Source organism: Streptomyces sp. 3330, from assembly GCF_031456635.1.
In the GTDB taxonomy this organism is placed as follows: Bacteria; Actinomycetota; Actinomycetes; order Streptomycetales; family Streptomycetaceae; genus Streptomyces.
Genome location: NZ_JAVDVA010000004.1, coordinates 23,999 through 47,390 on the forward strand (window position 1 = coordinate 23,999; position 23,392 = coordinate 47,390).

Genomic DNA, 23,392 nt, shown 5'->3' on the forward strand with positions numbered 1-23,392 from the left:
ACGCCTGCGCAAACTAACACCTGGCAGCAGCCTGACATCGAACGGGCCGGGAGGCTCCCGGGCCGCCGACAGGAGTTGACTTTTCCTACCGACCGGTAACAGACTCACGTTACCGCTAGTAACATGCACGTTCCGCCCTGGAGGGGACATGGCCGAGTTCACCATGGAGCTCAACGACGAACAGAAGGAGGTCCGGGACTGGCTGCACGGCTTCGCGGCCGACGTCATCCGCCCCGCGGCCGCCGAATGGGACGAGCGTGAGGAGACTCCCTGGCCGGTCATCCAGGAGGCCGCGAAGGTCGGGATCTACTCCCTCGACTTCTACGCGCAGCAGTACTTCGACCCCACCGGCCTCGGCATCCCGATGGCCATGGAGGAGCTCTTCTGGGGCGACGCGGGCATCGCGCTGTCGATCGTGGGCACCGGCCTCGCCGCCGTCGGCGTGCTCGCCAACGGCACCGAGGAGCAGATCGGCACCTGGATCCCCCAGATGTACGGCGACGCGAGCGACGTGAAGGTGGCCGCCTTCTGCTCCTCCGAGCCCGACGCCGGCTCCGACGTCGCCTCCCTGCGCACGCGTGCCGTGTACGACGAGGCCAAGGACGAGTGGGTGCTCAACGGCACCAAGACCTGGGCGACCAACGGCGGCATCGCCAACGTGCATGTCGTCGTCGCGGCCGTGGACGCCGAACTCGGCTCCAAGGGGCACGCCTCCTTCATCGTCCCGCCGGGCACCCCGGGTCTCGCCCAGGGCCAGAAGTTCAAGAAGCACGGCATCCGCGCCTCGCACACCGCCGAGGTGATCCTCGACAACGTGCGGGTCCCCGGCTCCTGCCTCCTCGGCGGCAAGGAGAAGCTGGACGAGCGGCTGGCGCGGGCCCGGGAGCGGGCGAAGTCGGGCGGCGAGCGCGTCAAGAACGCGGCGATGGCGACCTTCGAGGCCTCGCGCCCGGCGGTCGGCGCCATGGCCGTCGGCACGGCCCGCGCCGCGTACGAGGTCGCCCTGGACTACGCCAAGACCCGTGAGCAGTTCGGCCGCCCGATCATCGACAACCAGGGCGTCGCCTTCCAGCTCGCGGACATGCGCACCCAGATCGACGCCGCGCGACTGCTGGTCTGGCGCGCGTCCTGGATGGCGGTCAGCGGGAAGCCGTTCACCGCGGCCGAGGGGTCGATGTCGAAGCTGTACGCCAGCGAGACCGCCAAGCAGGTCACCGCGCAGGCGATCCAGATCCTCGGCGGCAACGGCTACACCCGGGAGTACCCGGTGGAGCGCATGCACCGCGACGCCGCCATCTACACGATCTTCGAGGGCACGAGCGAGATCCAGCGCCTGGTGATCGCCCGCACGCTGTCGGGGATGCCGATCCGCTAGTCCGCCGGACGACGGCGTGATCCGGCCCCCGGGGGAGGACCCCCGGGGGCCGCTTCGGTCCCCTGGCTCCCCGCCCGGCCTCCGGCACGGGGTGATCCACTCTGCAACGGAACAGTCCTGGGGGGCAGGGGCGACGCCGTCGCCTACGGCGCACCCCCGCTGCTGTGCGCGATGCACGCCACGTCGATCCGGTCGGCCAGCTTCGCGAGTTCGATGGTCAACGCGGCGACGGTGTCCTCGTCCAGCCCGTCCGCCCCGGCCTCGACGAGATGCAGCCACCGACCGCCCAGCGTGCGGAGCAGCTTGCTCACGTCGGCCGCGGCCACCTGCAAGGTCCCGCGGTCATCGACGATCAGAGGCAGAGTCACTTCGCGGTTCACATTCCGGATCGTAGCCGCGCGGCGCTCACGCACCGTGCCAAACCGTGGTGATGTTGCAGAACTCCCGGATTCCGTGCCCGGACAGCTCACGGCCGTACCCGGACCGCTTCACCCCGCCGAAGGGGAACCCCGGATGGGACGCGGTCATCCCGTTGACGTACACGCCACCGGCCTCCAGATCCCGTACGAAACGGTCCACCTCGGCCTCGTCGCGGGTCCATACGTTGGAACTCAGGCCGAACGGCGAGTCGTTGGCGATGAGCACCGCCTCGTCCAGGTCGGCCGCCCGGTACAGCGTCGCGACCGGCCCGAACGCCTCCTCCCGGTGGATGCGCATCTCGCGCGTGATCCCGGAGAGCACGGTCGGCGGGTAGTACCAGCCGGGCCCGTCGGGCCGCTCGCCCCCGCACAGCGCGGCGGCGCCGGAGCGTCGCGCGTCGTCCACCAGCTCCTCCAGGTCCGACCGCCCCTGCTCGCTCGCCAGCGGGCCGACGTCCGTCTCCTCCTCCAGCGGGTCGCCCACCCGCAGCGCCGCCATGCCCGCCACGAACCGCTCGGTGAACGCGTCGTACACGTCCGTGTGAACGATGAACCGCTTGGCGGCGATGCACGACTGCCCGTTGTTCTGCACACGGGCGGTCACCGCCACCTGCGCCGCCCGGTCGATGTCCGCCGACGGCATGACCACGTACGGGTCGCTGCCGCCGAGCTCCAGCACCGTCTTCTTGATCATCTCCCCGGCGGTGGCGGCGACCGCCCGGCCGGCCGGCTCGCTCCCCGTCAGGGTCGCCGCCTTCACGCGCTCGTCGCGCAGGATCTCGTCGACCGCGCCCGAGCCGACGAGCAGCGTCTGGAAGCAGCCCTCGGTGAACCCGGCCCGGTGGAACAGGTCCTCCAGGTACAGGGCGGTCTGCGGGACGTTGGAGGCGTGCTTGAGCAGACCCACGTTGCCCGCCATCAGCGCCGGCGCGGCGAACCGGACCACCTGCCACAGCGGGAAGTTCCACGGCATCACCGCGAGCACCGGGCCCAGCGGCCGGTAGCGGACCAGGGCGCGGGCGGCGCCGGAGTCCTTGACGTCGGCGGCGGACGGCTCCTCGTCGGCGAGCAGTTCCGCCGCGTGCTCGGCGTACCAGCGCATCGCCCTGGCGCACTTCGCCGCCTCCGCGCGGGCCTGCTTCACCGGCTTGCCCATCTCGGTGGTCATCACCCGGCCGATCTCCGCCTGGTCCTCGTCGAGGAGGTCGGCGGCCCGGTTCAGCAGGCGGGCGCGTTCGGCGTACGTCGTCGTCCGGTACGTACGGAAGGTGGCCTCCGCGAGCTGGAGCCGGCGCTCCAGCTCCTCCTCGCCCATGGCCTCGTACGTCCGAAGCGTCTCGCCGTTCGCCGGGTTCACCGTCGCGATGGGCATGACCGACCTCCTGAAGAGCTGACTGTGCTTCGACCTTCCCGCGCCGGACCCGGGGCCGCAACGCGTGCGCATCCGCGGGGCGGGTTCCGGACCGGCCCCGCGGCGAGCCGCAGGACGCGTCCCCGGGTCCCTAGGCCGAGTGCTCCGCCAGCCGGTCGAGAAACGCGGCCTGCGCCGTGACGATCACCGCACGGGCCCGGTCCAGTCCGAACCAGGCCACCCGGTCCAGCTCCGGGAACTCCTCGGTCAGGCCGGACCCCGGCGGCCACTGCATGGTGAACGTGCCGGGCGTGATCGACGCCGGGTCGAGGTCCGCCTCGATCGCCCACGCGGTGACGATCTTGCCGTTCGTCTGCCGGACCTCGCCGAGGTCGATCGCCTCGCCGTCGGGCGGCGGCAGGCCCAGCTCCTCCCGGAACTCGCGGCGGGCGGCGTCCCAGGCCGGTTCGCCGGGCTCGTACTCGCCCTTCGGGACGGTCCACGCCCCGGCGTCCTTCCTCGCGAAGTACGGACCGCCCATATGGCCCAGCAACACCTGCGGCCCCTCGTCGGTGTGGCGGAACAGCAGCAGGCCCGCGCTGCGCCTGGGCGTCGCGGGGGTCACGGCCGCACCTCCGGGTGGGCGGCGAGCAGGGTCTCCACCGTGTCCGCCTCCTCCGGGCGCTTGTCCTCGCGGTAGCGCAGGACGCGGGCGAAGCGGAGCGTGACGCCGGCCGGGTAGCGGGTGGAGCGCTGAAGGCCGTCGTAGGCGATCTCCACGACGAGCTCGGGGCGTACGGTCACCACGTAGCCGCTCTCGTCGACGGCCAGTTCCCGCAGGCGCTCCGTCTGCCAGGTGAGCAACGCGTCGGTCAGGCCCTTGAAGGTCTTGCCCAGCATGGCGAAGCCGCCGTCCGCGGTGCGGGCGCCGAGATGCAGGTTGGAGAGCTTGCCGGTGCGCCGGCCGTGGCCCCACTCGGCGGCCAGCACCACCAGGTCGAGCGTGTGCACGGGCTTGACCTTCAGCCAGGAGGCGCCGCGCCGCCCCGCGCTGTACGGCGCGTCCAGGGCCTTCACCACGACCCCCTCGTGACCGCGCAGCAAGGTCTCCCTGGCGAACTCCTCCGCGGCCTCGACGTCCTCGGGCCCGGACACGACCGCGCGGCGCACCCGCATCGGCTCGGGCACCAGCCGGGCCAGCTCCGCGTGCCGTTCGGTGAAGGGCAGGTCGAGCAGGTCCCGGCCGTCCACGGACAGCGCGTCGAAGAAGACGGGGGCCACCGGCACCGCCGCGGCGGCCGCCGTCACGTCCACCCGGGAACCCACCCGGCCGGCCGTCTCCTGGAAGGAGCGGGGGCGGCCCGTCTCGTCGAAGGCGATGACCTCGCCGTCCAGGATGAACCGTGATCCCGTCAACCGCCGTGCCGCGTCCGTCACTTCGGGCAGCCGGTCGGTGATGTCGTCGAGGGTGCGGGTGTAGAGGCGGACGTCGTCGCCGTCGCGGTGCACCTGGACGCGGATCCCGTCCAGCTTCTCCTCCACCGCGCACACGCCCAGCTTGCCGACCGCCTCGGCCACGGCGGACGCGGTGTGCGCGAGCATCGGCAGGACCGGGCGGCCGACGGTGAGCCGGAACGCCTCCAGTGCCGCCGGTCCGTCCGCGAGCAGCGCCTGCGCGACCGTCCGCAGCGACCCGGCCAGCATCACCGCCCGGCGTACGTCCGGGGCGGGCGCCCCGGTGGCCTGCGCCAGGCCCTCGACGGCGACGGCGTCCAGCGCGCCCTGCCGGACCTCACCGGTGATGAGGCCGAGCAGGAAGCGCTGTTCGTCAGCGGTGGCCGCGCCCATCAACTCGCCCACCAGACGCGTTCGTTCGGCCTGGGAGCCGGGGCCCGACACCTGGCCGAGCTCGGTGAGCAGGGCGTCCACCTCGCGCACGGTGAGGGTCGGGCCGTCCGCCGGGTCGACCGGCCGGCTCAGCACCTTCCAGCCGACGCCCAGCCGGCCCTGGGGGAGCCGGCCGGCCAGGTAGGGGATGACGATCGGCACGTCGTCGGCCTCCGCGTCCCGGAAGAGTTCGGCGAGCAGGGCGATCTTGCGGGAGCGCGCCGAGGTGGCGGCGACCTCCCGGGACACGTCGGCGAGCCGGGTCAGCAGCATGCAGCCATAGTGCAACGCCGGCGGCCCGGTCACCTCCGCGCGGCCGGCATTCCCGCCGCGGCGGCGCCGGGGGCCTCGGCCACGACGTCCCCGGCGGCGACGGCCCGGTCGAGGTCCGCCATCAGCAGTTCCCCGTTGATCGCCGCCCCGGCCCGGTAGCCACGGCTGGCCGCGTTCACGACCTGCTCGGCGAAGCCCGACGCGTTGCCGGCCGCCCACAGGCCGGGCACGGTCGTCAGGCCCCGTCCGTCCACCACCGGGTACGTGCCGAACGGGGTCTCGCTCATCTCGGCGCCCAGCCGGGCGAGCAGGTCGGTGCGCGGCACCGCCCGGGGGGCCACGAAGAGCACCTCACGGTCGTGCACCCGCCCGTCCTCGAGCCGGACCCCGGTGAGCCGGTCCTCCTCGACGACCAGCCCGGCCACCGCGCCGGGCACGACACGCACGCCGGCCGCGGCCAGCCTGCGCAGGTCCTGGTCGGTCAGCTCCGCCTCGGCGACCGTGTGCAGGAAGAGGGTCACGTCCTGGGACCACTGGGACACCATCAGCGCCTGGTGGACGCTCATGGGGGTGCTCGCGAGCACGCCGAAGGCCTGGCCGCGGACCTCCCAGCCGTGGCAGTACGGGCAGTGGACGACGTCGCGGCCGAAGCGCTCGGCGACCCCCGGGACCGGTGGCAGCTCGTCCGTGAGCCCGGTCGCGACGACCAGCTGCCGGGCCCGCACGGTCCGGCCCTCCCCGGCGAGCCGTACGGCGAAGCCGTCACCCCGGGTGACGTCCACCACCCGGTCGCGGACCAGTTCCACGCCGTACCGCGCGATCTCCTCGCGCCCGACGTCCAGGAACGCGGCGGGCGACATGCCGTCCCGCGACAGATATCCCTGCATGTGGGCGGCGGGCGCGTTGCGCGGCTCGCCCGCGTCGACCACCAGGGTGCGGCGCCGGGCCCGGCCCAGGACGAGCGCGGCGGACAGGCCCGCGGCGCCGCCGCCGACGACGATCACTTCGTACTGCTCGGACTGCTCGGACCGCTCGTACTGCTGCGCGGACTTCTCGGTCACGGTGACCACCTCCGCGACCACGGTCGCCGGGGGCGCGCGGGATTGACAAACATATTTGCCGCTTCGGCAATATGGAGGCATGACGACGGACGAGGTACTCGCGGAGGTCGGGCCGAGGCTGCGCCGGCTGCGGAAGGAGCGGGAGGTGACACTCGCGGGGCTGTCGGAGTCGACCGGCATCTCGGTGAGCACCCTCTCGCGGCTGGAGGCCGGGCTGCGCAAGCCCAGCCTGGAGCTGCTGCTGCCGATCGCGCAGGCCCACCGGGTGCCGCTGGACGAGCTGGTCGGGGCGCCGCCGGTGGGGGATCCGCGGGTGCGGACCGAGCCGATCGTGCGGCACGGGCGGACCTTCTGGCCGCTGTCGCGGCAGCCCGGCGGTCTCCAGGCCTTCAAGGTGCTGGTGCCCCGGCGCGAGGAGGAGCCCGAGCCGCGCGTCCACGAGGGCTACGAATGGCTGTACGTGATGTCCGGGCGGCTGCGGGTGGTGCTCGGGGAGCACGACGTGGTGATGACGGCGGGCGAGGCCGCGGAGTTCGACACGCGCGTGCCGCACTGGTTCGGCTCGACGGGGGAGGGGCCGGCCGAGTTCCTGAGCCTGTTCGGACCGCAGGGTGAGCGGATGCACGTGCGGGCCCGGCCCCGGAAGGGGTGACGGAGACGACTCTTCGTCCGCCGTCTGTTCCCTCCCGGCAAGCGACCGCTTAGTATGCGAATCGAACCGGTCGGAACGCCGGTCGGACGACGCAGTCCCGTGGAGGCTCCGCATGCAGGCATGGCAGGTGCACGAGAACGGCGAGCCGAGTGAGGTGATGCGGCTCGAGGACGTGGAGCGGCCCACGCCCGGCGACGGTCAGGTCCTGCTCAGGGTGCGTGCCGCGAACATCAACTTCCCGGACGTGCTGATGGTCCGGGGGCACTACCAGGTGCGGCCCCCGCTGCCCTTCACACCGGGCGTGGAGATCTGCGGCGAGACCGAGGACGGCCGCCGTGTGATCGCCAACCCGGCGCTGCCGTACGGCGGCTTCGCCGAGTACGCCGTCGCCGACGCGGCCGCCCTGCTGCCCGCGCCCGGGTCCCTGGACGACGCCGAGGCGGCCGCGCTGCACATCGGCTACCAGACGGGCTGGTTCGGCCTGCACCGCAGGGCGCACCTGGAGGCCGGCGAGACACTGCTCGTCCACGCTGCCGCGGGAGGGGTCGGCAGCGCGGCCGTGCAGCTCGGGAAGGCGGCGGGCGCGACGGTCATCGGCGTCGTGGGCGGCGCCGACAAGGCCGCCGTGGCCCGCGAGCTGGGCTGCGACGTGGTGATCGACCGGAAGGCCGAGGACGTCATCGGGGCCGTGAAGGCGGCCACCGGCGGCCGGGGAGCCGACGTCGTCTACGACCCCGTCGGCGGCGAGGCCTACACCCAGTCCACGAAGGTCGTCGCCTTCGAGGGCCGGATCGTGGTCGTCGGCTTCGCGAGCGGAACCATCCCGAGCCCCGCGCTGAACCACGCCCTCGTCAAGAACTACGCGATTCTCGGCCTGCACTGGGGCCTCTACAACACCAAGAACCCGAAACTGGTCCAGCACTGCCACGAGCAGCTCACCGAGCTGGCCGCCCGGGGCGCGATCCGGCCGCTGGTGAGCGAGCGCGTACCGCTCGACGAGGCCGCGGCCGCCGTGCAGCGGGTCGGCGACGGCGTCACCACCGGCCGCGTCGCCGTGGTGCCCACGCGGAAGAACGGAGCCACCGCATGACCACCGACGCAGCCGGACTCCAGCGCCGCACGGACGAGCTGCTGGCCGCGCACCCACCCGCGACCACGGACAGGCTCGACTTCCTGAAGGCCCGCTTCGACGCGGGACTCGCCTGGGTCCACTACCCCGAGGGCCTCGGCGGCCTCGGCGCGCCCCGCTCCCTCCAGGCCGTCGTGGACACCGGACTGGCGGCCGCGGGCGCCCCCGACAACGACCCCCGCCGCATCGGCATCGGCCTCGGCATGGCCGCACCGACGATCCTGAAGTACGGCACCGAGGAGCAGAAGCGGCGCTTCCTGCGGCCCCTGTGGGTGGGCGAGGAGGTCTGGTGCCAGCTGTTCAGCGAGCCCGGCGCGGGCTCCGACCTGGCCGCACTCGGCACCCGCGCCGTCCGTGAGGGCGACGGATGGGTCGTCAACGGGCAGAAGGTGTGGACGTCCAGCGCCCATGTCGCCCGCTGGGCCATCCTCATCGCCCGCACCGACCCGGACCTGCCCAAGCACGCGGGCATCACCTACTTCCTCTGCGACATGACCGACCCCGGCGTCGAGGTCCGCCCGCTGCGCCAGATCACCGGCGAGGCCGAGTTCAACGAGGTGTTCCTCACCGACGTGCGCATCCCCGACGCGCACCGCCTCGGCGAGGTCGGTGACGGCTGGCGGGTCGCGCAGACCACGCTGAACAACGAGCGCGTCGCCATCGGCGGCATGCGGCTGCCCCGCGAGGGCGGCATGATCGGCCCGGTCTCCGGCACTTGGCGCGAGCGCCCCGAACTGCGCACCCACGACCTGCACCAGCGCCTGCTGAAGCTGTGGGTGGAGGCCGAGGTGGCCCGCCTCGCCGCCGAACGTCTGCGCCAGCAGCTCGTCGCGGGCCAGCCCGGCCCCGAGGGCGCCGGAATGAAGCTCGGGTTCGCCCGGCTCAACCAGGAGATCAGTGGACTGGAGGTCGAACTCCTCGGCGAGGAGGGCCTGTTGTACGACGACTGGACCATGCGCCGCCCGGAGCTGGTGGACTTCACCGGCCGCGAGGCCGGATACCGCTATCTCCGCTCCAAGGGCAACAGCATCGAGGGCGGGACCAGCGAGGTCCTGCTGAACATCGTCGCCGAGCGCGTCCTGGGCCTGCCGTCCGAGCCGCGCACCGACAAGGACGTCGCCTGGAAGGACCTGGCCCGATGAGCGCACAGCCCGATCTCCTGTACTCCGAGGAGGAAGAGGCGCTGCGCGCCGCCGTCCGCGACCTGCTCGCCGACCACTGCGACGCGCCCGGCGTCATCGCGCGCACGGAGTCGGACGCGCCGCACGACCTCGCGGCCTGGAAGGCGCTCTCCGACGGCATGGGCCTCGCGGGCCTGCTGGTGCCCGAGGCGCTCGGCGGCCAGGGCGCCACCCCGCGCGAAGCCGCCGTGGTGCTGGAGGAGTTGGGCCGCGCCGTCGCCCCCGTGCCGTACCTGACCAGTGCCGTCGTCGCCACCGAGGCGCTGTCGGCGCTCGGGGACGAGGAGCTGCTCGGCCGGCTGGCGTCCGGGCGGACCATCGGCGCGCTCGCGGTCGGCCTGCACACCGCACCGGGGGCCGCCGTGCGGACCGTGCACGTCGAAGGAGGCCTCCTGCGGGGCGAGTTGTCCGGCATCGCGGACGCGTCCGTGGCCGACGTCCTGCTCGTGCCCGCGGACGACGGCGGTCTGTACGCGGTGGACGCGACCGCCGTGACCGTCACCCCCCAGGTGTCCCTCGACCTCACCCGCCCGCTCGCGACGGTCACGTTCGCCGACGCCCCCGGCCGCCGCCTCGGCGAGGCCGGACCCGCCGTCCGCCGTGCTCTGCGGGCCGGCGCCGGACTGCTCGCCTCCGAGCAACTCGGCCTCGCGGAATGGTCGTTGACCGAGACCGTGCGCTATCTGAAGGGGCGCAAGCAGTTCAACCGGCCCCTCGGCGGTTTCCAGGCGATCAAGCACCGGCTGGCCCAGCTCTGGCTGGAGGTCGTCAACCTCCGCGCCGCCGCCCGGGGCGCGGCCGACGCGCTGACGAGCGGGGCGGACGCCGACATCGCGGTGGCCGTCGCCCAGGCCTACGCGGCGGGGGTCGCGGTGCACGCGGCCGAGGAGGCGCTCCAGCTGCACGCGGGCATCGGCATGACGTGGGAGCACCCGGTCCACCTGTACCTCAAGCGGGCCAAGGCCGACTCGATCGCGTACGGCAGCGCGGGCGCCCACCGGGCCGCCGTGGCCGAACTCGTCGATCTGCGGGCCCCCTGACCGCCACCCGGTGAAGCCCGCCCCACCCGGGGCGGGCTTCTTCGTGCCCCCTGGCCGGAAGGAGTGAACAAGCGACGGCGGTCCGGCCAACTCCTCTCGTGCGGGGGTTCGTTGCCACTCGTCCCGCCTCATACTCCCTGTGGTCCCGACCGCCCCGCAGGGAGGAACGACATGGCTCTCGCCACCCGCCGCAGAGTTCTCACCGGCCTCGGCGCCACCGTCGCCGCGGTGCTCGCCCCGCCCGCCGGCAACGCCTTCGCCGACGGGCAAAAGCACGGCCCCCGCCCGCTGTGGCGGGCCCATGCCCACAACGACTACGAGCATCCCCGTCCGCTCCTCGACGCCCTCGACCACCGGTTCGGCAGCGTCGAGGCCGACATCTTCCTCGTCGACGGCGAACTCCTCGTCGCCCACTCGGCCGACGGGCTCGATCCCACCCGCACCCTGGAGTCGCTCTACCTCGCCCCGCTCGCCGCCCGGGTGAAGGCCCACCAGGGATCCGTGTACCGCGGTCACCGGCGGCCCCTGCAGCTGCTCATCGACATCAAGACCGAGGGATCCTCGACGTATCTCGCGCTCGACCGGCAACTCCAGCGGCACACGGGCCTGTTCACCACCTACGCGCACGGCCGCATCCGGCCCGGACCGGTGACCGCCGTCATCTCCGGCGACCGCGCCGCCCGCATCCCCATGGAGGCCCAGACCGTGCGCCGGGCCTTCTACGACGGCCGACTGGCCGACCTCGGCGCCTCGGAGTCCTCGTTCGCCGCGCTGATCAGCGACAACTGGACGCTCCACTTCACCTGGCTCGGCGTCGGGGCCTTCCCCGAGGCGGAGCGGCGGAAGCTGCGGGACATCGTCGGCGCGGCCCACGCGCGCGGGCAGCGGGTGCGGTTCTGGGCCACGCCCGATCTCGCGGGTCCCGCCCGTGACGCGCTGTGGGCCGAACTCCTCGCCGCCGGCGTCGACCACCTCAACACGGACGACCTGGCGGGCCTGGAGGCATTCCTGGACACCCACCGCGCGGTGTAGCGGCACCCGTCTGACACCACTCGTTCGGCGGACAGGTCAGCCGCACGGATGAACCCTCCGTTAGGCCACACTTGCGGCCGAATGCCGTGAAAACGGACGTGTCGGAGGAGGTTGACGGTGGCCATTTCGATTTCCGCGGTGCTGTTGCTGCTGGTCCTGGCGGTGATCTTCATGCGCAACGGCGGACTGAAGGTCTCGCACGGTCTCGTCTGCCTGCTGCTCGGGTTCCTGCTGGCCGGCACCGACGTGGCCCCCACCATCCACAGCGGCCTCACGGCGACGGCCGACATCGTCGGCAGCCTTCGACCGTGAGGCCGCTGCGCGGTCGCCGGTGACCCGGGCGACTACTTGACGAAGACCCCGATGCCGTTCGCCACCGGGCGCTCGTACCCGTCGGACGGGTGGTTGCGGACGGTCACCTTGGTCGAGCCCGCGGGACGGGCGACCAGGGTCGACGAGCCGCCGCCGTCCAGGCTGAAGCCCTCGGTCGCGCCGAGGCTCTTCAGGGCGGCGGCGACCTCGGCGATCGTCAGCCCCTTGCGGTACGCGGTGGCGCCGTCCAGCGCGAACAGGTACACCCGCTTCCCGCCGTCGCCGATGCCCACGGCCGTCCGCACCGCCGAGACCGACGTGTCGAGACCGGACAGCGGCTTGGCGGCCGACAGGATCGGGTAGCCGCCGACGGCGAAGCCGTACGCGGACCCCGACGCGGCCGTCAGGCCGTAACGCACCGCCACCGCCTGGCCCTTGACGAGCTTCTTCAGACGCGCCGCGCCCGCCTCGCGCCCGACGAGGACGGTGGTGCCGGCCGTGATGGTCCCGCTGCCGGGCGTGGTCGACGTCGACACCACCCGGCCCTTGCGTACGGTCACCTCGTAGGTGCTGGTGCTGCACGCCGCGGCCCGTTCGGTGTCCGTGCCGCAGGTGCCCCGCTTGCGCGAGACGCTGCCCCAGTCCGAGGTGTACGCGCCGACGGAGTTCTCCGCCAGCGCGTACTGGTTGACGCCGCCCAGCGGCAGCCGCCGCCCGAGGACGCTGTACGTCCCGTTGAGGGACAGGCTGTCCAGCCGGGCCTTGCCGTCGGTGCCCACACCGACCACGGCCCTGGTGTTCGTGCCCGGCGGCAGCGCGGGCCCGAACCGCTGCCCGTTCGGGACCGCGCCCTTGAGCGCCTTCCCGTTCGCGACCGCCGGCCCCACGCTCGCCCCGGTCGCCGCGACGCCCGGGTGCTGTGTCTCGCTGATGTTGAAGAAGTCGCCGTTGATGCCGGCGACGGCCTTCTGGCTGTTCGCCAGCGAGGAGATGGCCGCACGGGACGCGACCGCCCCCGGGTACAACAGCCCGAGACGCACATGGGTGTTGCCGAGGTCGACGCTGAGCACATGCGCATGCGTCGTCCCGGCGGCCGCCGTGAGGTCGTACTGGCGGTACGCGACGCCCGCCGCCACGGTGGTCCAGGTCGCGGCGTCGGCCGGGGCCGCCCCCGCGAGCGCCGCCCCGGCCGTCGTGCCGAGCGCGACGAGCAGCGTCACGGACTTTCTGCGCACCCCGGACCGCTTCTGATGTCGTGTCACAGACCCCCCTGGGTAGTTTGGGCGGCAACTTTCTCATGACCTGCGGGAACTTCCGCCAGGGGGGTGGGCGGGAAGACCACGGGAACGGGTGAGGAAACGCACGATTCCGGGTGGCGTGCACCGCCGTTCGGCCGCGCCGCCCGCCCTCCTGTGCTACGCGGTCGGCCGAAGGTCCTCCCGCGCGGCTCCGCACGGCGGCCGGCCCGGCGTCGGTGAACCACCCGGAGCGCGGCGGCACAGCCGTCCGGGAGCCGGTGTCCGGGAGCCGGGAGCGGCCGCAGGGACGTGCGGCGGGGTCAGTCGTCCTCCCCGCGCACCCGGCCGTCGTGCGCGGCGAACGGGGTGAAGTGGGCCGGGGCGTGATCGATCGGCAGGTCCGGGCGCCAGACGGTCAGGGACTGGGCGCTGCACACGAACAGCGACGGTGGCAACCGGTCCAGGGGGTACCAGCGCCAGTCGCCCACGCTCTCGCCGGGCTGGTCGGCCGGCTCGCCCTCCCAGTCGGTGACGACGGCGCCGACGGTCATCCGCACCACGCCCTCGACCCGGTCGAGCAGGGTGCCCAGCAGGCGCACGTTCGCGGGGTCCGCCCGCAGACCGGTCTCCTCGCGGATCTCCCGTACGACCGTCTCCTGGAGCGACTCCCCGGGTTCCACCGTGCCTCCGGGCAGTTCCCAGGTGCCCCGGCGATGACGGCCCAGCAGCAGCCCCCGGGGCCCGTACAGGATGGCGCCGACGCCCAGTGCCGCGTGCGCGACGGGCGGGAGGCCGGTACGGGGGCGGGCGGACACCCGCGCCGGTCGCCGGGCCCGCAACACCCGGTAGGCGGCGCGTTCGGCGGGGTCCGGCGACGTCACGGGTACGACGTCCTCCAGGCACAGCCCGTGCTCGGTGAGCAGGTCCTGCCACAGCTCGGTGGTGGGCACCCACATGTGGACCGTCGTCTCACCGCCGCCCGCGAACCGCAGGGTCTCCGGCCGCGCCACCAGCTCCGAACCGGGCCCCTCGCCGTCCGAGTTGGTGTGCAGCACCGAGAAGCAGAACGTCCCACCGGGGGCGAGCGCGGTCGCCAGGGCGGGGAGCAGCCGGCGCGGGTCGATGAACGGGACGGCGTTCACGGAGTAGACGACGTCGTACGGCGGCGCCGTGCGCAGGTGGTCGACGGCGTCGGCGTGCAGCAGGCGCAGCCCGGGCAGCGAGCCGTACCGGTCGCGGGCCCGTTCGATCTGGCCCGGCGAGAGGTCGACCGCGTCGACGGCGGCCCCGTGCGCGCGGACGAGCCGGGCGGCGTGCCGGGCCGGACCGCAGCCGAGGTCCAGGACCCGCCGACCCGTGAGTTCCCCGAGGAAGGACTCGTCAGGCCCGGCGCCCGGGAACCCCCAGTCGATCCGCTCCGCCTCCGCCAGGACCGTGCCGCGCCGGAGGTGGTGGGTGGCGTAGGCCTGCCAGGCGTCGGCGTTGACGGACTCCGGGCCGCCGGGGGCGACGGGACGGGACATGGGCGGTCCTCCGGGGTGGGGCGGTCGGCGCGCGTCGGGCCCGACGATTCTTACCGGACTCGGCCCCGCGCAACCGGCGTTCGCCCCTGCCCCACGCGCACGTCGGCCGCTAGTGGACCGGGTGCTTGCTCAGGACGGAGACCCGGTTGAAGGCGTTGATGGTGACCGCCACCCAGATCACCGCCGAGATCTGGTCCTCGGTGAGCGCCTCCAGGGCGTCCGCGTACGCGGCCTCCTGCGCGGCGGCGTCGGACGGCACGGTGGTGGCCTCGGCCAACGCCAGCGCGGCACGCTCCAGGGGGCTGAAGAGGTCGGTGTCCCGCCAGGCGGCGAGGACGCCCAGCCGCCGGGTGTCCTCGCCCGCGCGCAGGGCGGCCCTGGTGTGCACGTCGAGGCAGAACGCGCAGCCGTTGAGCTGCGAGACGCGCAGGTTGACGAGTTCCACGACGGTGCGCTCCAGCCCGGCGTCGGCGGCGGTCGCCCGCACCGCCTCGGACGTCTGGACCAGGGCGTGGTACGCCTTGGGGCTCTGCTTGTCTATGAAGATCCGTCGAGTCATAGTTGAATATCAAACCATTCATGGGTCGGAACCGCAGGAACGAGAGGTGCCCACGGTGAGCAAGGTCGAGGTACTCACCCCGAGAGACGTCCCGTTGGGCGGCCCCCGGGCGATGACCGTACGACGGACGCTGCCGCAGCGTACGCGCAGCCTCATCGGAGCGTGGTGTTTCGCCGACCACTACGGCCCCGACGACGTCGCCGACACCGGCGGCATGGACGTGGCCCCGCATCCGCACACCGGCCTGCAGACGGTGAGCTGGCTGTTCACCGGCGAGATAGAGCACCGCGACAGCCTGGGCACCCATGCCTGCGTGCGCCCCGGCGAGCTCAACCTGATGACCGGCGGGCACGGCATCGCGCACTCGGAGGTGTCCACCCCGGACACCTCGGTCCTGCACGGCGTCCAGCTGTGGGTGGCTCTGCCGGACGAACACCGCGACGCCCCGCGGGACTTCCAGCACCACGCGCCCGCCCCGGTCGGCGTGCCCGGCGCCGAGATCAGGGTCTTCCTGGGCTCCCTGGCCGGCTCCACCTCCCCGGTCCGCACCTTCACCCCGCTCCTCGGCGCCGAGCTCGTCCTCGCGCCGGGCGCGGAGCTCACCCTCGCCGTCGACCCCGCCTTCGAGCACGGCCTGCTCGTCGACACCGGTGTGATCCGCTTCGCCGACACCTCGCTGCGGCCCGCGGAACTCGGCTGCCTGGAGCCCGGCCGCACCCACCTGACCCTCGTCAACGAAGCGGCCGGCCCGGCCCGCGCGGTCCTGCTCGGCGGCCCGCCGTTCGAGGAGGAGATCGTCATGTGGTGGAACTTCATCGGGCGTTCGCACGAGGACATCGCGCAGGCTCGACGGGAGTGGATGGACGGGTTGGGCGGCGACCGCTTCGGCGAGGTGGAAGGCTACGGCGGAGCCCCGCTGCCGGCCCCGGAGCTGCCGTCGGTGGCGCTGAGGGCGCGCGGCAGGACGGCGAGGTGAACCCGCCCTCCGGGCGTGCCGGGAGCGGCGGTTCCCGCTCGTCGCCGACGTGCGGGTGAAAGCCGCACCTCCCGGGAAGCGAGGAGCACCCGTCGTGATCGTCGCCGAGGACCCGGCCGGCGTCCGGGCTACGGCCTCGCCCTGACCAGCCCGGCGTCGTACGCCGTGATCACGGCCTGCACGCGGTCCCGGGCGCCGATCTTGGCGAGGACACGGCCCACGTGCTTCTTGACGGTGGACTCGGTGAGGACGAGGCGTTCGGCGATCTCGGTGTTGGTCCAGCCCTGGCCGATGGCGACCAGGACCTCGCGTTCACGGTCGCTGAGGGCCCGCAGCCGGGGGTCCTCGGCCGCCGGGGGGCCGGCCGGCGCGAGGACCTGGTGCGCGTAGGCGTCCAGCAGGCGGCGGGTCAGCCGGGGCGCCACCACCGCGTCGCCGGTGGCCACGGCCCGGATGCCGGCGACGAGTTCCTCGGGGCGGGCGTCCTTGAGCAGGAAGCCGCCCGCGCCCGCCCGCAGGCCTTCGTAGGCGTACTCGTCGAGGTCGAAGGTGGTGACGATGAGGACACGGGTCCGGCCGCCCGAGGCGACGATGCGGCGCGTGGCCTCCAGCCCGTCCATCCCGGGCATGCGGATGTCCATGAGGACGACGTCCGGGCGCAGTCGCGCGGCCAGCCGGACCGCCTCGGCGCCGTGCTCGGCCTCACCGACCGGTTCCAGGCCGGGGGTCCCTTCGAGGAGCATGCGGACGCCCATGCGCTGGAGGGGCTGGTCGTCCGCGATCAGCACGGTGGTCATGACGGTCGTTCTCCTGGGGCCGGCGGGGTGGGTGCGCAGGGCACGTCGAGCACGACGTCGACCGTCCAGCCGTGGCCGGTCTCGCGCGGCCCTGCGATGACGGTGCCGCCGTACATGGCGGCCCGCTGGCGGATGCCGACGAGCCCGTGACCGGGGCCGTCGGCCGCCGCTCGCGACGGCGGGCGCGCGGGCGCGCCGGGGGGCGTGCCGGTGTCGGCGACCCTGATGCGCACGGCGCCGGACTCGGCGATGACGGTGACGTCGGCGACGGAGCCGGTGCCTGCGTGCTTGAGGGTGTTGGTGAGGGCCTCCTGCACGACGCGGTACACGGTGAGCTGGACCCCTTCGCCCAGCGGGTCGAGATCGCCCACGGTCCGGTAGGTCACCGCGAGCCCCGCCGCGCGGACCCGGTCCAGCAGCGGGTCCAGGTCCCGGACGCCGGGCTGCGGGCCGAGCGGCCGCTCGTCGCCGCGGTCCTCGCGCAGGACGCCCAGCACGCGGCGCAGTTCGCTCATGGCCTGGCGGCCGGTGTCGCCGAGGATGCGCAGGGCGTCGGCGGACCGCTCGCCCCGGTTGGCGGCGAGGACCGCGGCGCCGTCGGCGACGCTGACCATGACGGAGAGGTTGTGGCCGACGATGTCGTGCATCTCGCGGGCCACCCGGGAGCGTTCGGCGGCGGCGGTGAGCCGCAGGCGCTGCTCCTGCTCGATCTCCAGGCGCCTGGCCCGGTCCTCCAGCGCCTCCAGATACATCCCGCGGATGCGCAGGGTCAGCCCGACGGCGACGGCCGAGGTCATCGTGCCCAGCAGGAAAAAGCCGCCGAGCACCGGATGGTCGACCGGCACCAGCACGAAGACGGCCAGCAGCAGTTCGACGACGGTCAGCGCGACGGCCCGGCCCAGCATCCGCAGCGAACCGTTGCGGGCCAGGGTGTACAGGGCGACGAGCGCCCCGACACCCGTCGGCAGCCAGATCCCCAGCGACCACTGGACGAGGGAGACCGCGGTGATCACGAAGTACGTGACGGCGGGGGCCCTGCGGCGCCACCACAGCGGGACGACGAGCGCGGCGACCAGGGCGGACAGCGCGGCGGCCGACAGCCGGTCGCGGGCGTCCGCGTCACCGAAGGGCGAGTTGCCGTCGCCCCGCAGCAGCTCGGGCAGGGTGACGGCCACGACGATCAGCACCACGGCGGTGTCGAGCAGCCACGGATGCCGGCGGTCCAGCCGCTGCCGCCGGCTCCGGTCGCGCAGCAGCCGGCCCAGCAGCGGGTGCGCCCAGACGGCCTCGAAGCCGGGGGACGGCGGCGCCGCCCCGGAGGTGTCCGCCCGGGCCGTCTCCGCGGCGGCTGCCGGGCGGTACGCACTCATGGCCACCATTGTCCCCGTCGTCCCCGTCGTCCCCGCGCCCCGGTCAGGCGTCGGTCTTCGCGAGCCGCCAGGCCGCCCCCGCGAGGGCCAGGGCCACCCACCCGGCGAACACCGCGAGCCCCGCCCCGGCCGAGAGGGCGTCCGAGGACGCGTGCAGGGCGTAGACGGCAGAACCCGCGTTGCTGGGGAAGTACGGGCTGAGGGTGTCGTACCAGGAGTCGGGCAGCAGGGACGCCAGGCCGGGCAGGATCAGCAGGACACCGACCAGGGCGGCGATGGCGCCGGCGGAGGAGCGCAGCAGCATGCCCAGGGCCACACCGAAGACGGCGACCAGACCGAGGTAGAGACCCGCGCCGGCCAGGCTCCGCAGGACGCCGTCGCCGGCCAGGGTCAGCGCGATCTTCTCGCCGTCCAGCCCCGGGGCGCCCAGCAGGAACGCGGCGAGTGCGCCGAGGGTGGTGAGGACCAGGGCGATCGGCCCGATCACGGCCGCCTTGGCGAACAGGACCGGCAGCCGGCGCGGCACCGCGGCGAGCGTGGAGCGGATCATGCCGGTGCTGTACTCGCCCGCGGCCAGCAGCACGCCGAGGACGCCGACGGCCAGCTGCGCGAAGGACACGCCCGTCAGGGCCAGGCTGACCGCGTCGCTGTCTCCGGAGCCGGATCCCGGTCCGGGGGGTCCGCCGCCCGCCATGGCGTCGGGGCTGTAGGTGTAGCCGGCGATCGCCCCGAAGAGGACCAGCAGGAACACGGCGACGCCCAGGGTGATCCAGGTGGAGCGCAGCGACCAGAACTTGGCCCACTCCGAGCGCAGCACCCGCGCGCCGGTCACCTTGTACGCCGTGGGCGGGGAAGCCGCGAAGAGGTCCGGGCGCTCGTCCGGGCGCCGGTCGCGGGGCGGGGCGGTCGTGGGCATCAGGCGGCCTTTCGTTCGGTGCCGGCCGGACCGCTCTGGTACTCGACGACATCGCGGGTGAGATCCATGAACGCCGCCTCCAGGGAAACGGCCCGCGGGGTGAGCTCGTACAGCGCCACCCCGTGCTGCGCGGCGATCGCCCCGATCTCCCGGGCGTCGCGCCCGCTCACCAGGAGCTCCTCGGCGGAGGAGGAACTGATGGTGACGCCCGGTCCGGCCAGCAGCGAGCGCAGCCGCGCGGCCTCGGCGGCGGCCACCTTCACCCCGCCGCCCCCGGCCTCCCGGGTGAAGTCGTCGACCGTCGTGTCCGCGAGCAGCCGGCCCCGGCCGATGATCACCAGATGGTCGGCGATCAGGGCGGTCTCGCTCATCAGGTGCGAGGACAGCATCACGGCCCGCCCCTCGTCGGCGAGTCCGCGCAGCAGGTTGCGCACCCACAGCACGCCTTCGGGATCGAGGCCGTTGACCGGTTCGTCGAGCATCACGATCGCCGGATCGCCCAGGAGGGCGGCGGCGATGCCGAGCCGCTGGCCCATGCCGAGCGAGAAGGCGCCCACCCGCTTGCCGGCCACGCTCGTCAGCCCGGCCAGCTCGATGACCTCGTCCACCCGGCGGCGCGGGATGCCGTGGGTGTGCGCGAGCGCGGTCAGATGGCTGATCGCGGTGCGCCCCGGGTGGACGGACCTCGCCTCCAGCAGGGAGCCGATCTCGTGCAGCGGCGCGGCGTGCCCGGCGTAGGGGCGGCCGTTGACGGTGACCGAGCCCCCGGTGGGGGAGTCCAGGCCGATGATCATGCGCATGGTGGTGGACTTGCCCGCGCCGTTCGGGCCGAGGAAGCCGGTCACCTCACCCGGCTTCACCGTGAAACTCAGGCGGTCCACCACCGTCTTGTCCCCGTACCGCTTGGTCAGCTCGCGCGCTTCGATCATGGAGGGGGCCTTTCCTGCCTCGAACCAGGCCGCGGCCACGACCGCGGTGTCTGCCTTCGAACCTAGGAGGACGACAGGCCGGATCTCCGGTACCCCGGGGGAATCTTCGGGCGGCCACTGGTACCGGGGTACCACCGGCCCTGCCTTCCCCCCGCCGGCCACGGGGACCCGCCCAGGTCAGCCTTCGGAGGGGGACGCCGGGGCGGGCGTCCCCGCCAGCGCGGCCAGTTCCTCCGCGGTGCGCGGGCCCGCCGAGGGATCGGTCAACAGGCCCTGCGCGCCGAGGAGCCGGGCGGCGGCGACTCCCCAGGGCAGCCGCAGGCCCGCCTGCCGGAGGAGGTCCGTGCGGGCGAGTGTCGTGGCGGCGGGGCCGGTGCGCGCGCCGGACGGGGTGAGCAGGGTCGCGTCGTCGGCCCAGCGCAGGGCCAGGTCGACGTCGTGCGTGGCCATGACCACGGTCGTGCCGGACGCGCGCAGGCGGTCCAGGGTCGCGAGTAGCCGTTCCTGGCCGTCCGGGTCGAGCCCGGCGGTCGGCTCGTCCAGGATCAGCACGCGGGGCCGCATCGCGACGGCGCCCGCGATCGCGGTGCGCTTGCGCTGCCCGTAGGAGAGCAGATGGGTGGGCCGGTCGGCCAGGGCGGTGATGTCCAGGGCCGTGAGCGCCTCCTCGACCCGGGTCCGCACCTCGGTGTCGGACAGGCCGAGGTTCAGCGGTCCGAACGACACGTCCTGGGCGACGGACGCGGCGAACAGCTGGTCGTCCGGGTCCTGGACCACCAGCTGCACGGTCGTGCGCAGCCGCGTCAGCCCCTTGCGGTCGTACGTCACCGGCCGCCCCTCGACCCGCAACTCGCCGTCGCCCGGCCGCAGTCCACCGCTCAGCAGGCGCATCAGCGTGGTCTTGCCGCTGCCGTTGCGGCCCAGCAGGGCGAGCGCGCGCCCCGCGTGGACCTCGAAGTCCAGGCCGCTGAGCACGGCCGGACCGTCCTCGTAGGCGAAGAAGGCGCCCCGCAGGGCGACCAGTGCGGGCTCGCTCATGGCAGCGGCCTTTCCAGTGCGGATCGCAGGACGAAGGTGAGGGCGACCAGAGCCGTGAGAAGGGCGGCGCCGGCGGCGGTGAAGCGGACGGAGACCCGGGCCTCCGGCACCAGGACGCGCAGGGTGCCGTCGTAGCCGCGTCCGGCGAGCCCGTCCTGGAGCCGCGCCGCCCGGTCGAAGGCGCGGACGAACGCGGTGGCGCCGAGCCCGGCCAGCGAACGCCACTCCGCGGCGCGGGTGGTGTGCCCGAGCCGGGCCGCCTGCGCCTCCCGGATCCGGCGCAGGGAGTCGAGCAGCAGGAAGCTCATGCGGTACGTCACCAGCGCGACGTCCACGACGGGCGCGGGCACTCCGGCCCTGACCAGGCGGGGGAGCAGGTCGGACATCGGGGTGGTGAACGCCAGGAGGAGGACGCCGAGGGAGGCCGCCGAGGTGCGCAGCAGCAGTTCCCCGGCGCGCGCCGGACCGCCGGCGGCGAGCGCGACGAACCCCTCCGGGCCGCCGACCTGCACGAGCAGGGTGAGCGCTCCGGTCACACAGAAGCCCAGCGGTACCCGGTAGGCGCGCCACAGCCGCCGGGCCGGCACGCCCGCGGGCCCGAGCAGGACGACGAGCGCCGTCACCAGGACCAGCGCCGCGCCGGGCCAGGGCGGCAGGGAGACGGCGAGCACGGTGAGGCCCAGCCCCAGCACGGCCTTGTCCACGGGATGGCGGTGGCGCCAGCGGCTGCTGTGCGCCGCCGCGTCGATCGGCAGCACGCGGGGTCAGGTCCGTTCGGGAGCGGACGCTTCGGAGGCGCTGCCGCGGCGGTCGGAGCGAGCGGAGTTCCCGGCGTCGTGCGGCGTGTGCTCCACGGCCGTCGAAGTCGCCGCCGCCGTCGGGGTCGTGGCGTCCCGTTGTGCCAGGGCCCGGAGTTCGCCCTGCCGCCGTCCCCGGTGCAGACCGAAGTAGTAGGCGAGGACCCCGGCGCCGAGGGCCGCCTGGAGGGCGAACAGCGCCGACTCGATCTCGCCGGACGGCGGCTCGTACAGGGGCGAGAACCAGGGCTCGTAGTCCGGCCGGATCTCGGTGATCGCCGTCTCCGCCTCCGCGTCGGCTCCCGTGAACGGCTCCTCCTTGTGGTCGCCGAGCCCGAGGGCCAGCGGCAGGACGGCCAGCGCGGCCACCACGAACAGCAGCAGGGCGTTGATCTTCGCGTTGCGGCTCACCGGGCCACCGCCTCCGTCCCGGCGTTGGTCCCGGAATCGGTCCGACGGCCCGTCACGAGCACGCCCAGCCTGGTCAGTTCACCCTTGCTGGACTGGGTCAGCAGCCGCATCACGAACACGGTGAGGAGCCCCTCGCTGACCGCGAGCGGGAGCTGGGTGACGGCGAAGATGGAGCCGAACTTGCCGAGCGCGCCCAGGAATCCGCTGCCCGGGTCCGGGAAGGCGAGGGCCAGCTGCACGCTGGTGACGCAGTAGGTGGACAGGTCGGCCACGAAGGCGCCGGAGAACACCGTGACCATCAACGGCACGTCGAAGCGCCGCAGCAGCCGGTAGACCGCGTAACCCGCCCAGGGCCCGACGACGGCCATCGAGAAGACGTTGGCGCCGAGCGTGGTCAGGCCGCCGTGGGCGAGCAGCAGCGCCTGGAAGAGCAGGGTGATGGTGCCCAGCACCGCCATGATCGGCGGCCGGAACAGGACGGCGCCGAGCCCCGTGCCGGTGGGGTGTGAGCAACTCCCGGTCACCGAGGGGAGTTTCAGCGCGGACAGGACGAACGTGAAGGCGCCGGAGGCGCCGAGGAGCAGGGTGCTCTCCGGGTGCTCCTTGACCTCACGGGTGAGTGACCGGGCTCCGTGGACGACGAATGGCGCGGATGCGACGCCCCAGGCGATCGCGTGCGCCGGAGGCAGAAAACCCTCGGCTATGTGCATGGCTGAGCAGACCCTCTCCAGCACCTCGTGGATGGTTGACGTGCCTTGGCCGGTCTCCTGGCTCACGGGTACCACCGCCCGTGCTCCGCCTTCCCGGGTCCCGAGGACCCAGTGGCTGCCCGCGAGGGCCGGAGCCGGACTTCCCGATCACAGTGGCGAGGGCCGCACCGGCATCACACCGGATTTCCCGTTCACCAAGGCGTGGTGACAGTAGTGCCCACACAGAGGCGCTGACAAGCGGCGATGCGGGGCGCGGGGACGGCGGACGAGGGCTCACCCCGGCGCACGGCCGCCGTCCACGGGCTGGACGAAATGCCGTGGCCGCACGGTCGGCGTAGGGTCCGGCGTAGGGGTGACGGCCTTCGGCGTCCGGGGAATCCGCGCGTCGTCCGGCGAGCGCCCCCCGCGCCGCGGGA

At 73.7% G+C, this 23,392-nt stretch carries 24 protein-coding genes and 1 riboswitch; of the genes, 8 read left to right on the top strand and 16 right to left on the bottom strand.

The annotated features are described in order from the left end of the window. Window positions 1-148 precede the first annotated feature (148 nt). Window positions 149-1,375, top strand: coding sequence for an acyl-CoA dehydrogenase family protein (locus tag J2X68_RS08205; protein WP_310431790.1), 1,227 nt, complete (start codon window positions 149-151; stop codon window positions 1,373-1,375). A 143-nt stretch (window positions 1,376-1,518) separates the two neighbouring features. On the opposite strand, the gene J2X68_RS08210 is transcribed toward J2X68_RS08205, so the two are convergent. From J2X68_RS08210 to J2X68_RS08230, 5 genes are all read right to left on the bottom strand, one after another. After that, window positions 1,519-1,755: a DUF6213 family protein gene (locus J2X68_RS08210; protein WP_028807142.1), complete on the bottom strand. Its 237-nt coding sequence runs from the start codon at window positions 1,753-1,755 to the stop codon at window positions 1,519-1,521. 25 nt (window positions 1,756-1,780) lie between these two features. Continuing rightward, the gene (locus J2X68_RS08215) at window positions 1,781-3,166 is read right to left on the bottom strand and encodes an NADP-dependent succinic semialdehyde dehydrogenase (RefSeq protein ID WP_310431791.1); all 1,386 of its coding nucleotides are present in this window, start codon (window positions 3,164-3,166) and stop codon (window positions 1,781-1,783) included. A 130-nt stretch (window positions 3,167-3,296) separates the two neighbouring features. Beyond that, window positions 3,297-3,770, bottom strand: coding sequence for an NUDIX domain-containing protein (locus J2X68_RS08220; protein WP_310431792.1), 474 nt, complete (start codon window positions 3,768-3,770; stop codon window positions 3,297-3,299). Continuing rightward, entirely contained in the window at window positions 3,767-5,305 is a 1,539-nt protein-coding gene (locus J2X68_RS08225) for an ATP-dependent DNA ligase (protein WP_310431793.1), read from the bottom strand. Before J2X68_RS08225 ends, J2X68_RS08220 begins: the two co-directional genes overlap by 4 nt. Window positions 5,306-5,334: 29 nt before the next feature. Then, window positions 5,335-6,375, bottom strand: coding sequence for an NAD(P)/FAD-dependent oxidoreductase (locus J2X68_RS08230; protein WP_399039514.1), 1,041 nt, complete (start codon window positions 6,373-6,375; stop codon window positions 5,335-5,337). A 70-nt stretch (window positions 6,376-6,445) separates the two neighbouring features. Here J2X68_RS08230 and J2X68_RS08235 point away from each other — a divergent pair, with 70 nt between their 5' ends. The 6 genes from J2X68_RS08235 to J2X68_RS08260 all read left to right on the top strand — a co-directional run bounded on the left by J2X68_RS08235 (window position 6,446) and on the right by J2X68_RS08260 (window position 11,712). After that, on the top strand, window positions 6,446-7,018 hold the full coding sequence (locus tag J2X68_RS08235; RefSeq protein ID WP_310431795.1) for an XRE family transcriptional regulator: 573 nt from the start codon (window positions 6,446-6,448) through the stop codon (window positions 7,016-7,018). A gap of 112 nt (window positions 7,019-7,130) precedes the next feature. Further along, on the top strand, window positions 7,131-8,108 hold the full coding sequence (locus J2X68_RS08240) for an NADPH:quinone oxidoreductase family protein (RefSeq protein WP_310431796.1): 978 nt from the start codon (window positions 7,131-7,133) through the stop codon (window positions 8,106-8,108). Then, window positions 8,105-9,289 (top strand): acyl-CoA dehydrogenase family protein, encoded by a 1,185-nt coding sequence (locus J2X68_RS08245; RefSeq protein ID WP_310431797.1) that lies wholly within the window; start codon window positions 8,105-8,107, stop codon window positions 9,287-9,289. Before J2X68_RS08240 ends, J2X68_RS08245 begins: the two co-directional genes overlap by 4 nt. After that, the gene (locus J2X68_RS08250; RefSeq protein ID WP_310431798.1) at window positions 9,286-10,368 is read left to right on the top strand and encodes an acyl-CoA dehydrogenase family protein; all 1,083 of its coding nucleotides are present in this window, start codon (window positions 9,286-9,288) and stop codon (window positions 10,366-10,368) included. The genes J2X68_RS08245 and J2X68_RS08250 overlap by 4 nt, the downstream gene beginning before the upstream one ends. A gap of 171 nt (window positions 10,369-10,539) precedes the next feature. Beyond that, a complete protein-coding gene (locus J2X68_RS08255) occupies window positions 10,540-11,400 on the top strand; it encodes a phosphatidylinositol-specific phospholipase C/glycerophosphodiester phosphodiesterase family protein (protein ID WP_310431799.1) in 861 nt (286 codons plus the stop codon). A 117-nt stretch (window positions 11,401-11,517) separates the two neighbouring features. Continuing rightward, the gene (locus J2X68_RS08260) at window positions 11,518-11,712 is read left to right on the top strand and encodes a hypothetical protein (RefSeq protein WP_310431800.1); all 195 of its coding nucleotides are present in this window, start codon (window positions 11,518-11,520) and stop codon (window positions 11,710-11,712) included. Window positions 11,713-11,744: 32 nt separating this feature from the next. Here J2X68_RS08260 and J2X68_RS08265 read toward each other — a convergent pair whose 3' ends face one another. The 3 genes from J2X68_RS08265 to J2X68_RS08275 form a co-directional block, all read right to left on the bottom strand. Then, complete coding sequence (locus J2X68_RS08265; protein WP_310431801.1) at window positions 11,745-12,974, bottom strand: phosphodiester glycosidase family protein; 1,230 nt, start codon at window positions 12,972-12,974, stop codon at window positions 11,745-11,747. Window positions 12,975-13,270: 296 nt separating this feature from the next. Beyond that, on the bottom strand, window positions 13,271-14,473 hold the full coding sequence (locus J2X68_RS08270) for an NUDIX domain-containing protein (RefSeq protein WP_310431802.1): 1,203 nt from the start codon (window positions 14,471-14,473) through the stop codon (window positions 13,271-13,273). Window positions 14,474-14,582: 109 nt separating this feature from the next. After that, window positions 14,583-15,032, bottom strand: a complete 450-nt coding sequence (locus J2X68_RS08275) for a carboxymuconolactone decarboxylase family protein (RefSeq protein WP_310431803.1) — start codon at window positions 15,030-15,032, stop codon at window positions 14,583-14,585. Window positions 15,033-15,144: 112 nt separating this feature from the next. Here J2X68_RS08275 and J2X68_RS08280 point away from each other — a divergent pair, with 112 nt between their 5' ends. Continuing rightward, window positions 15,145-16,008: a pirin family protein gene (locus tag J2X68_RS08280; RefSeq protein ID WP_310432130.1), complete on the top strand. Its 864-nt coding sequence runs from the start codon at window positions 15,145-15,147 to the stop codon at window positions 16,006-16,008. A 128-nt stretch (window positions 16,009-16,136) separates the two neighbouring features. Here J2X68_RS08280 and J2X68_RS08285 read toward each other — a convergent pair whose 3' ends face one another. The 8 genes from J2X68_RS08285 to J2X68_RS08320 form a co-directional block, all read right to left on the bottom strand. Beyond that, a complete protein-coding gene (locus tag J2X68_RS08285) occupies window positions 16,137-16,805 on the bottom strand; it encodes a response regulator transcription factor (RefSeq protein WP_310431804.1) in 669 nt (222 codons plus the stop codon). After that, on the bottom strand, window positions 16,802-18,175 hold the full coding sequence (locus J2X68_RS08290; protein WP_310431805.1) for a histidine kinase: 1,374 nt from the start codon (window positions 18,173-18,175) through the stop codon (window positions 16,802-16,804). Before J2X68_RS08290 ends, J2X68_RS08285 begins: the two co-directional genes overlap by 4 nt. Window positions 18,176-18,218: 43 nt before the next feature. After that, window positions 18,219-19,091, bottom strand: coding sequence for an ABC transporter permease (locus J2X68_RS08295; protein WP_310431806.1), 873 nt, complete (start codon window positions 19,089-19,091; stop codon window positions 18,219-18,221). Then, window positions 19,091-20,020 carry an ATP-binding cassette domain-containing protein gene (locus J2X68_RS08300; protein WP_310431807.1) on the bottom strand — a complete coding sequence of 310 codons (930 nt, stop codon included), beginning with the start codon at window positions 20,018-20,020 and terminating at the stop codon, window positions 19,091-19,093. Before J2X68_RS08300 ends, J2X68_RS08295 begins: the two co-directional genes overlap by 1 nt. Before the next feature lie 177 nt (window positions 20,021-20,197). Continuing rightward, a complete protein-coding gene (locus tag J2X68_RS08305; protein WP_310431808.1) occupies window positions 20,198-21,058 on the bottom strand; it encodes an ATP-binding cassette domain-containing protein in 861 nt (286 codons plus the stop codon). Continuing rightward, a complete protein-coding gene (cbiQ, locus tag J2X68_RS08310) occupies window positions 21,055-21,816 on the bottom strand; it encodes a cobalt ECF transporter T component CbiQ (RefSeq protein WP_310431809.1) in 762 nt (253 codons plus the stop codon). Before cbiQ ends, J2X68_RS08305 begins: the two co-directional genes overlap by 4 nt. A 6-nt stretch (window positions 21,817-21,822) precedes the next feature. Further along, window positions 21,823-22,266, bottom strand: coding sequence for an energy-coupling factor ABC transporter substrate-binding protein (locus J2X68_RS08315; protein WP_310431810.1), 444 nt, complete (start codon window positions 22,264-22,266; stop codon window positions 21,823-21,825). Next, window positions 22,263-22,976: an energy-coupling factor ABC transporter permease gene (locus tag J2X68_RS08320; RefSeq protein WP_310432131.1), complete on the bottom strand. Its 714-nt coding sequence runs from the start codon at window positions 22,974-22,976 to the stop codon at window positions 22,263-22,265. The genes J2X68_RS08315 and J2X68_RS08320 overlap by 4 nt, the downstream gene beginning before the upstream one ends. A 29-nt stretch (window positions 22,977-23,005) precedes the next feature. Beyond that, window positions 23,006-23,190, bottom strand: a riboswitch (cobalamin riboswitch). Window positions 23,191-23,392: the final 202 nt, after the last annotated feature.

Coding starts and splice junctions, on each gene's coding strand:
- J2X68_RS08300 (WP_310431807.1), bottom strand. CDS start 20,020: ATGATCGAAGCGCGCGAGCTGACCAAGCGGTACGGGGACAAGACGGTG.
- J2X68_RS08205 (WP_310431790.1), top strand. CDS start 149: ATGGCCGAGTTCACCATGGAGCTCAACGACGAACAGAAGGAGGTCCGG.
- J2X68_RS08305 (WP_310431808.1), bottom strand. CDS start 21,058: ATGAGCGAGCCCGCACTGGTCGCCCTGCGGGGCGCCTTCTTCGCCTAC.
- J2X68_RS08225 (WP_310431793.1), bottom strand. CDS start 5,305: ATGCTGCTGACCCGGCTCGCCGACGTGTCCCGGGAGGTCGCCGCCACC.
- J2X68_RS08290 (WP_310431805.1), bottom strand. CDS start 18,175: ATGAGTGCGTACCGCCCGGCAGCCGCCGCGGAGACGGCCCGGGCGGAC.
- J2X68_RS08285 (WP_310431804.1), bottom strand. CDS start 16,805: ATGACCACCGTGCTGATCGCGGACGACCAGCCCCTCCAGCGCATGGGC.
- J2X68_RS08275 (WP_310431803.1), bottom strand. CDS start 15,032: ATGACTCGACGGATCTTCATAGACAAGCAGAGCCCCAAGGCGTACCAC.
- J2X68_RS08250 (WP_310431798.1), top strand. CDS start 9,286: ATGAGCGCACAGCCCGATCTCCTGTACTCCGAGGAGGAAGAGGCGCTG.
- J2X68_RS08255 (WP_310431799.1), top strand. CDS start 10,540: ATGGCTCTCGCCACCCGCCGCAGAGTTCTCACCGGCCTCGGCGCCACC.
- J2X68_RS08270 (WP_310431802.1), bottom strand. CDS start 14,473: ATGTCCCGTCCCGTCGCCCCCGGCGGCCCGGAGTCCGTCAACGCCGAC.
- J2X68_RS08280 (WP_310432130.1), top strand. CDS start 15,145: ATGACCGTACGACGGACGCTGCCGCAGCGTACGCGCAGCCTCATCGGA.
- J2X68_RS08295 (WP_310431806.1), bottom strand. CDS start 19,091: ATGCCCACGACCGCCCCGCCCCGCGACCGGCGCCCGGACGAGCGCCCG.
- J2X68_RS08320 (WP_310432131.1), bottom strand. CDS start 22,976: ATGCACATAGCCGAGGGTTTTCTGCCTCCGGCGCACGCGATCGCCTGG.
- J2X68_RS08215 (WP_310431791.1), bottom strand. CDS start 3,166: ATGCCCATCGCGACGGTGAACCCGGCGAACGGCGAGACGCTTCGGACG.
- J2X68_RS08235 (WP_310431795.1), top strand. CDS start 6,446: ATGACGACGGACGAGGTACTCGCGGAGGTCGGGCCGAGGCTGCGCCGG.
- J2X68_RS08245 (WP_310431797.1), top strand. CDS start 8,105: ATGACCACCGACGCAGCCGGACTCCAGCGCCGCACGGACGAGCTGCTG.
- J2X68_RS08240 (WP_310431796.1), top strand. CDS start 7,131: ATGCAGGCATGGCAGGTGCACGAGAACGGCGAGCCGAGTGAGGTGATG.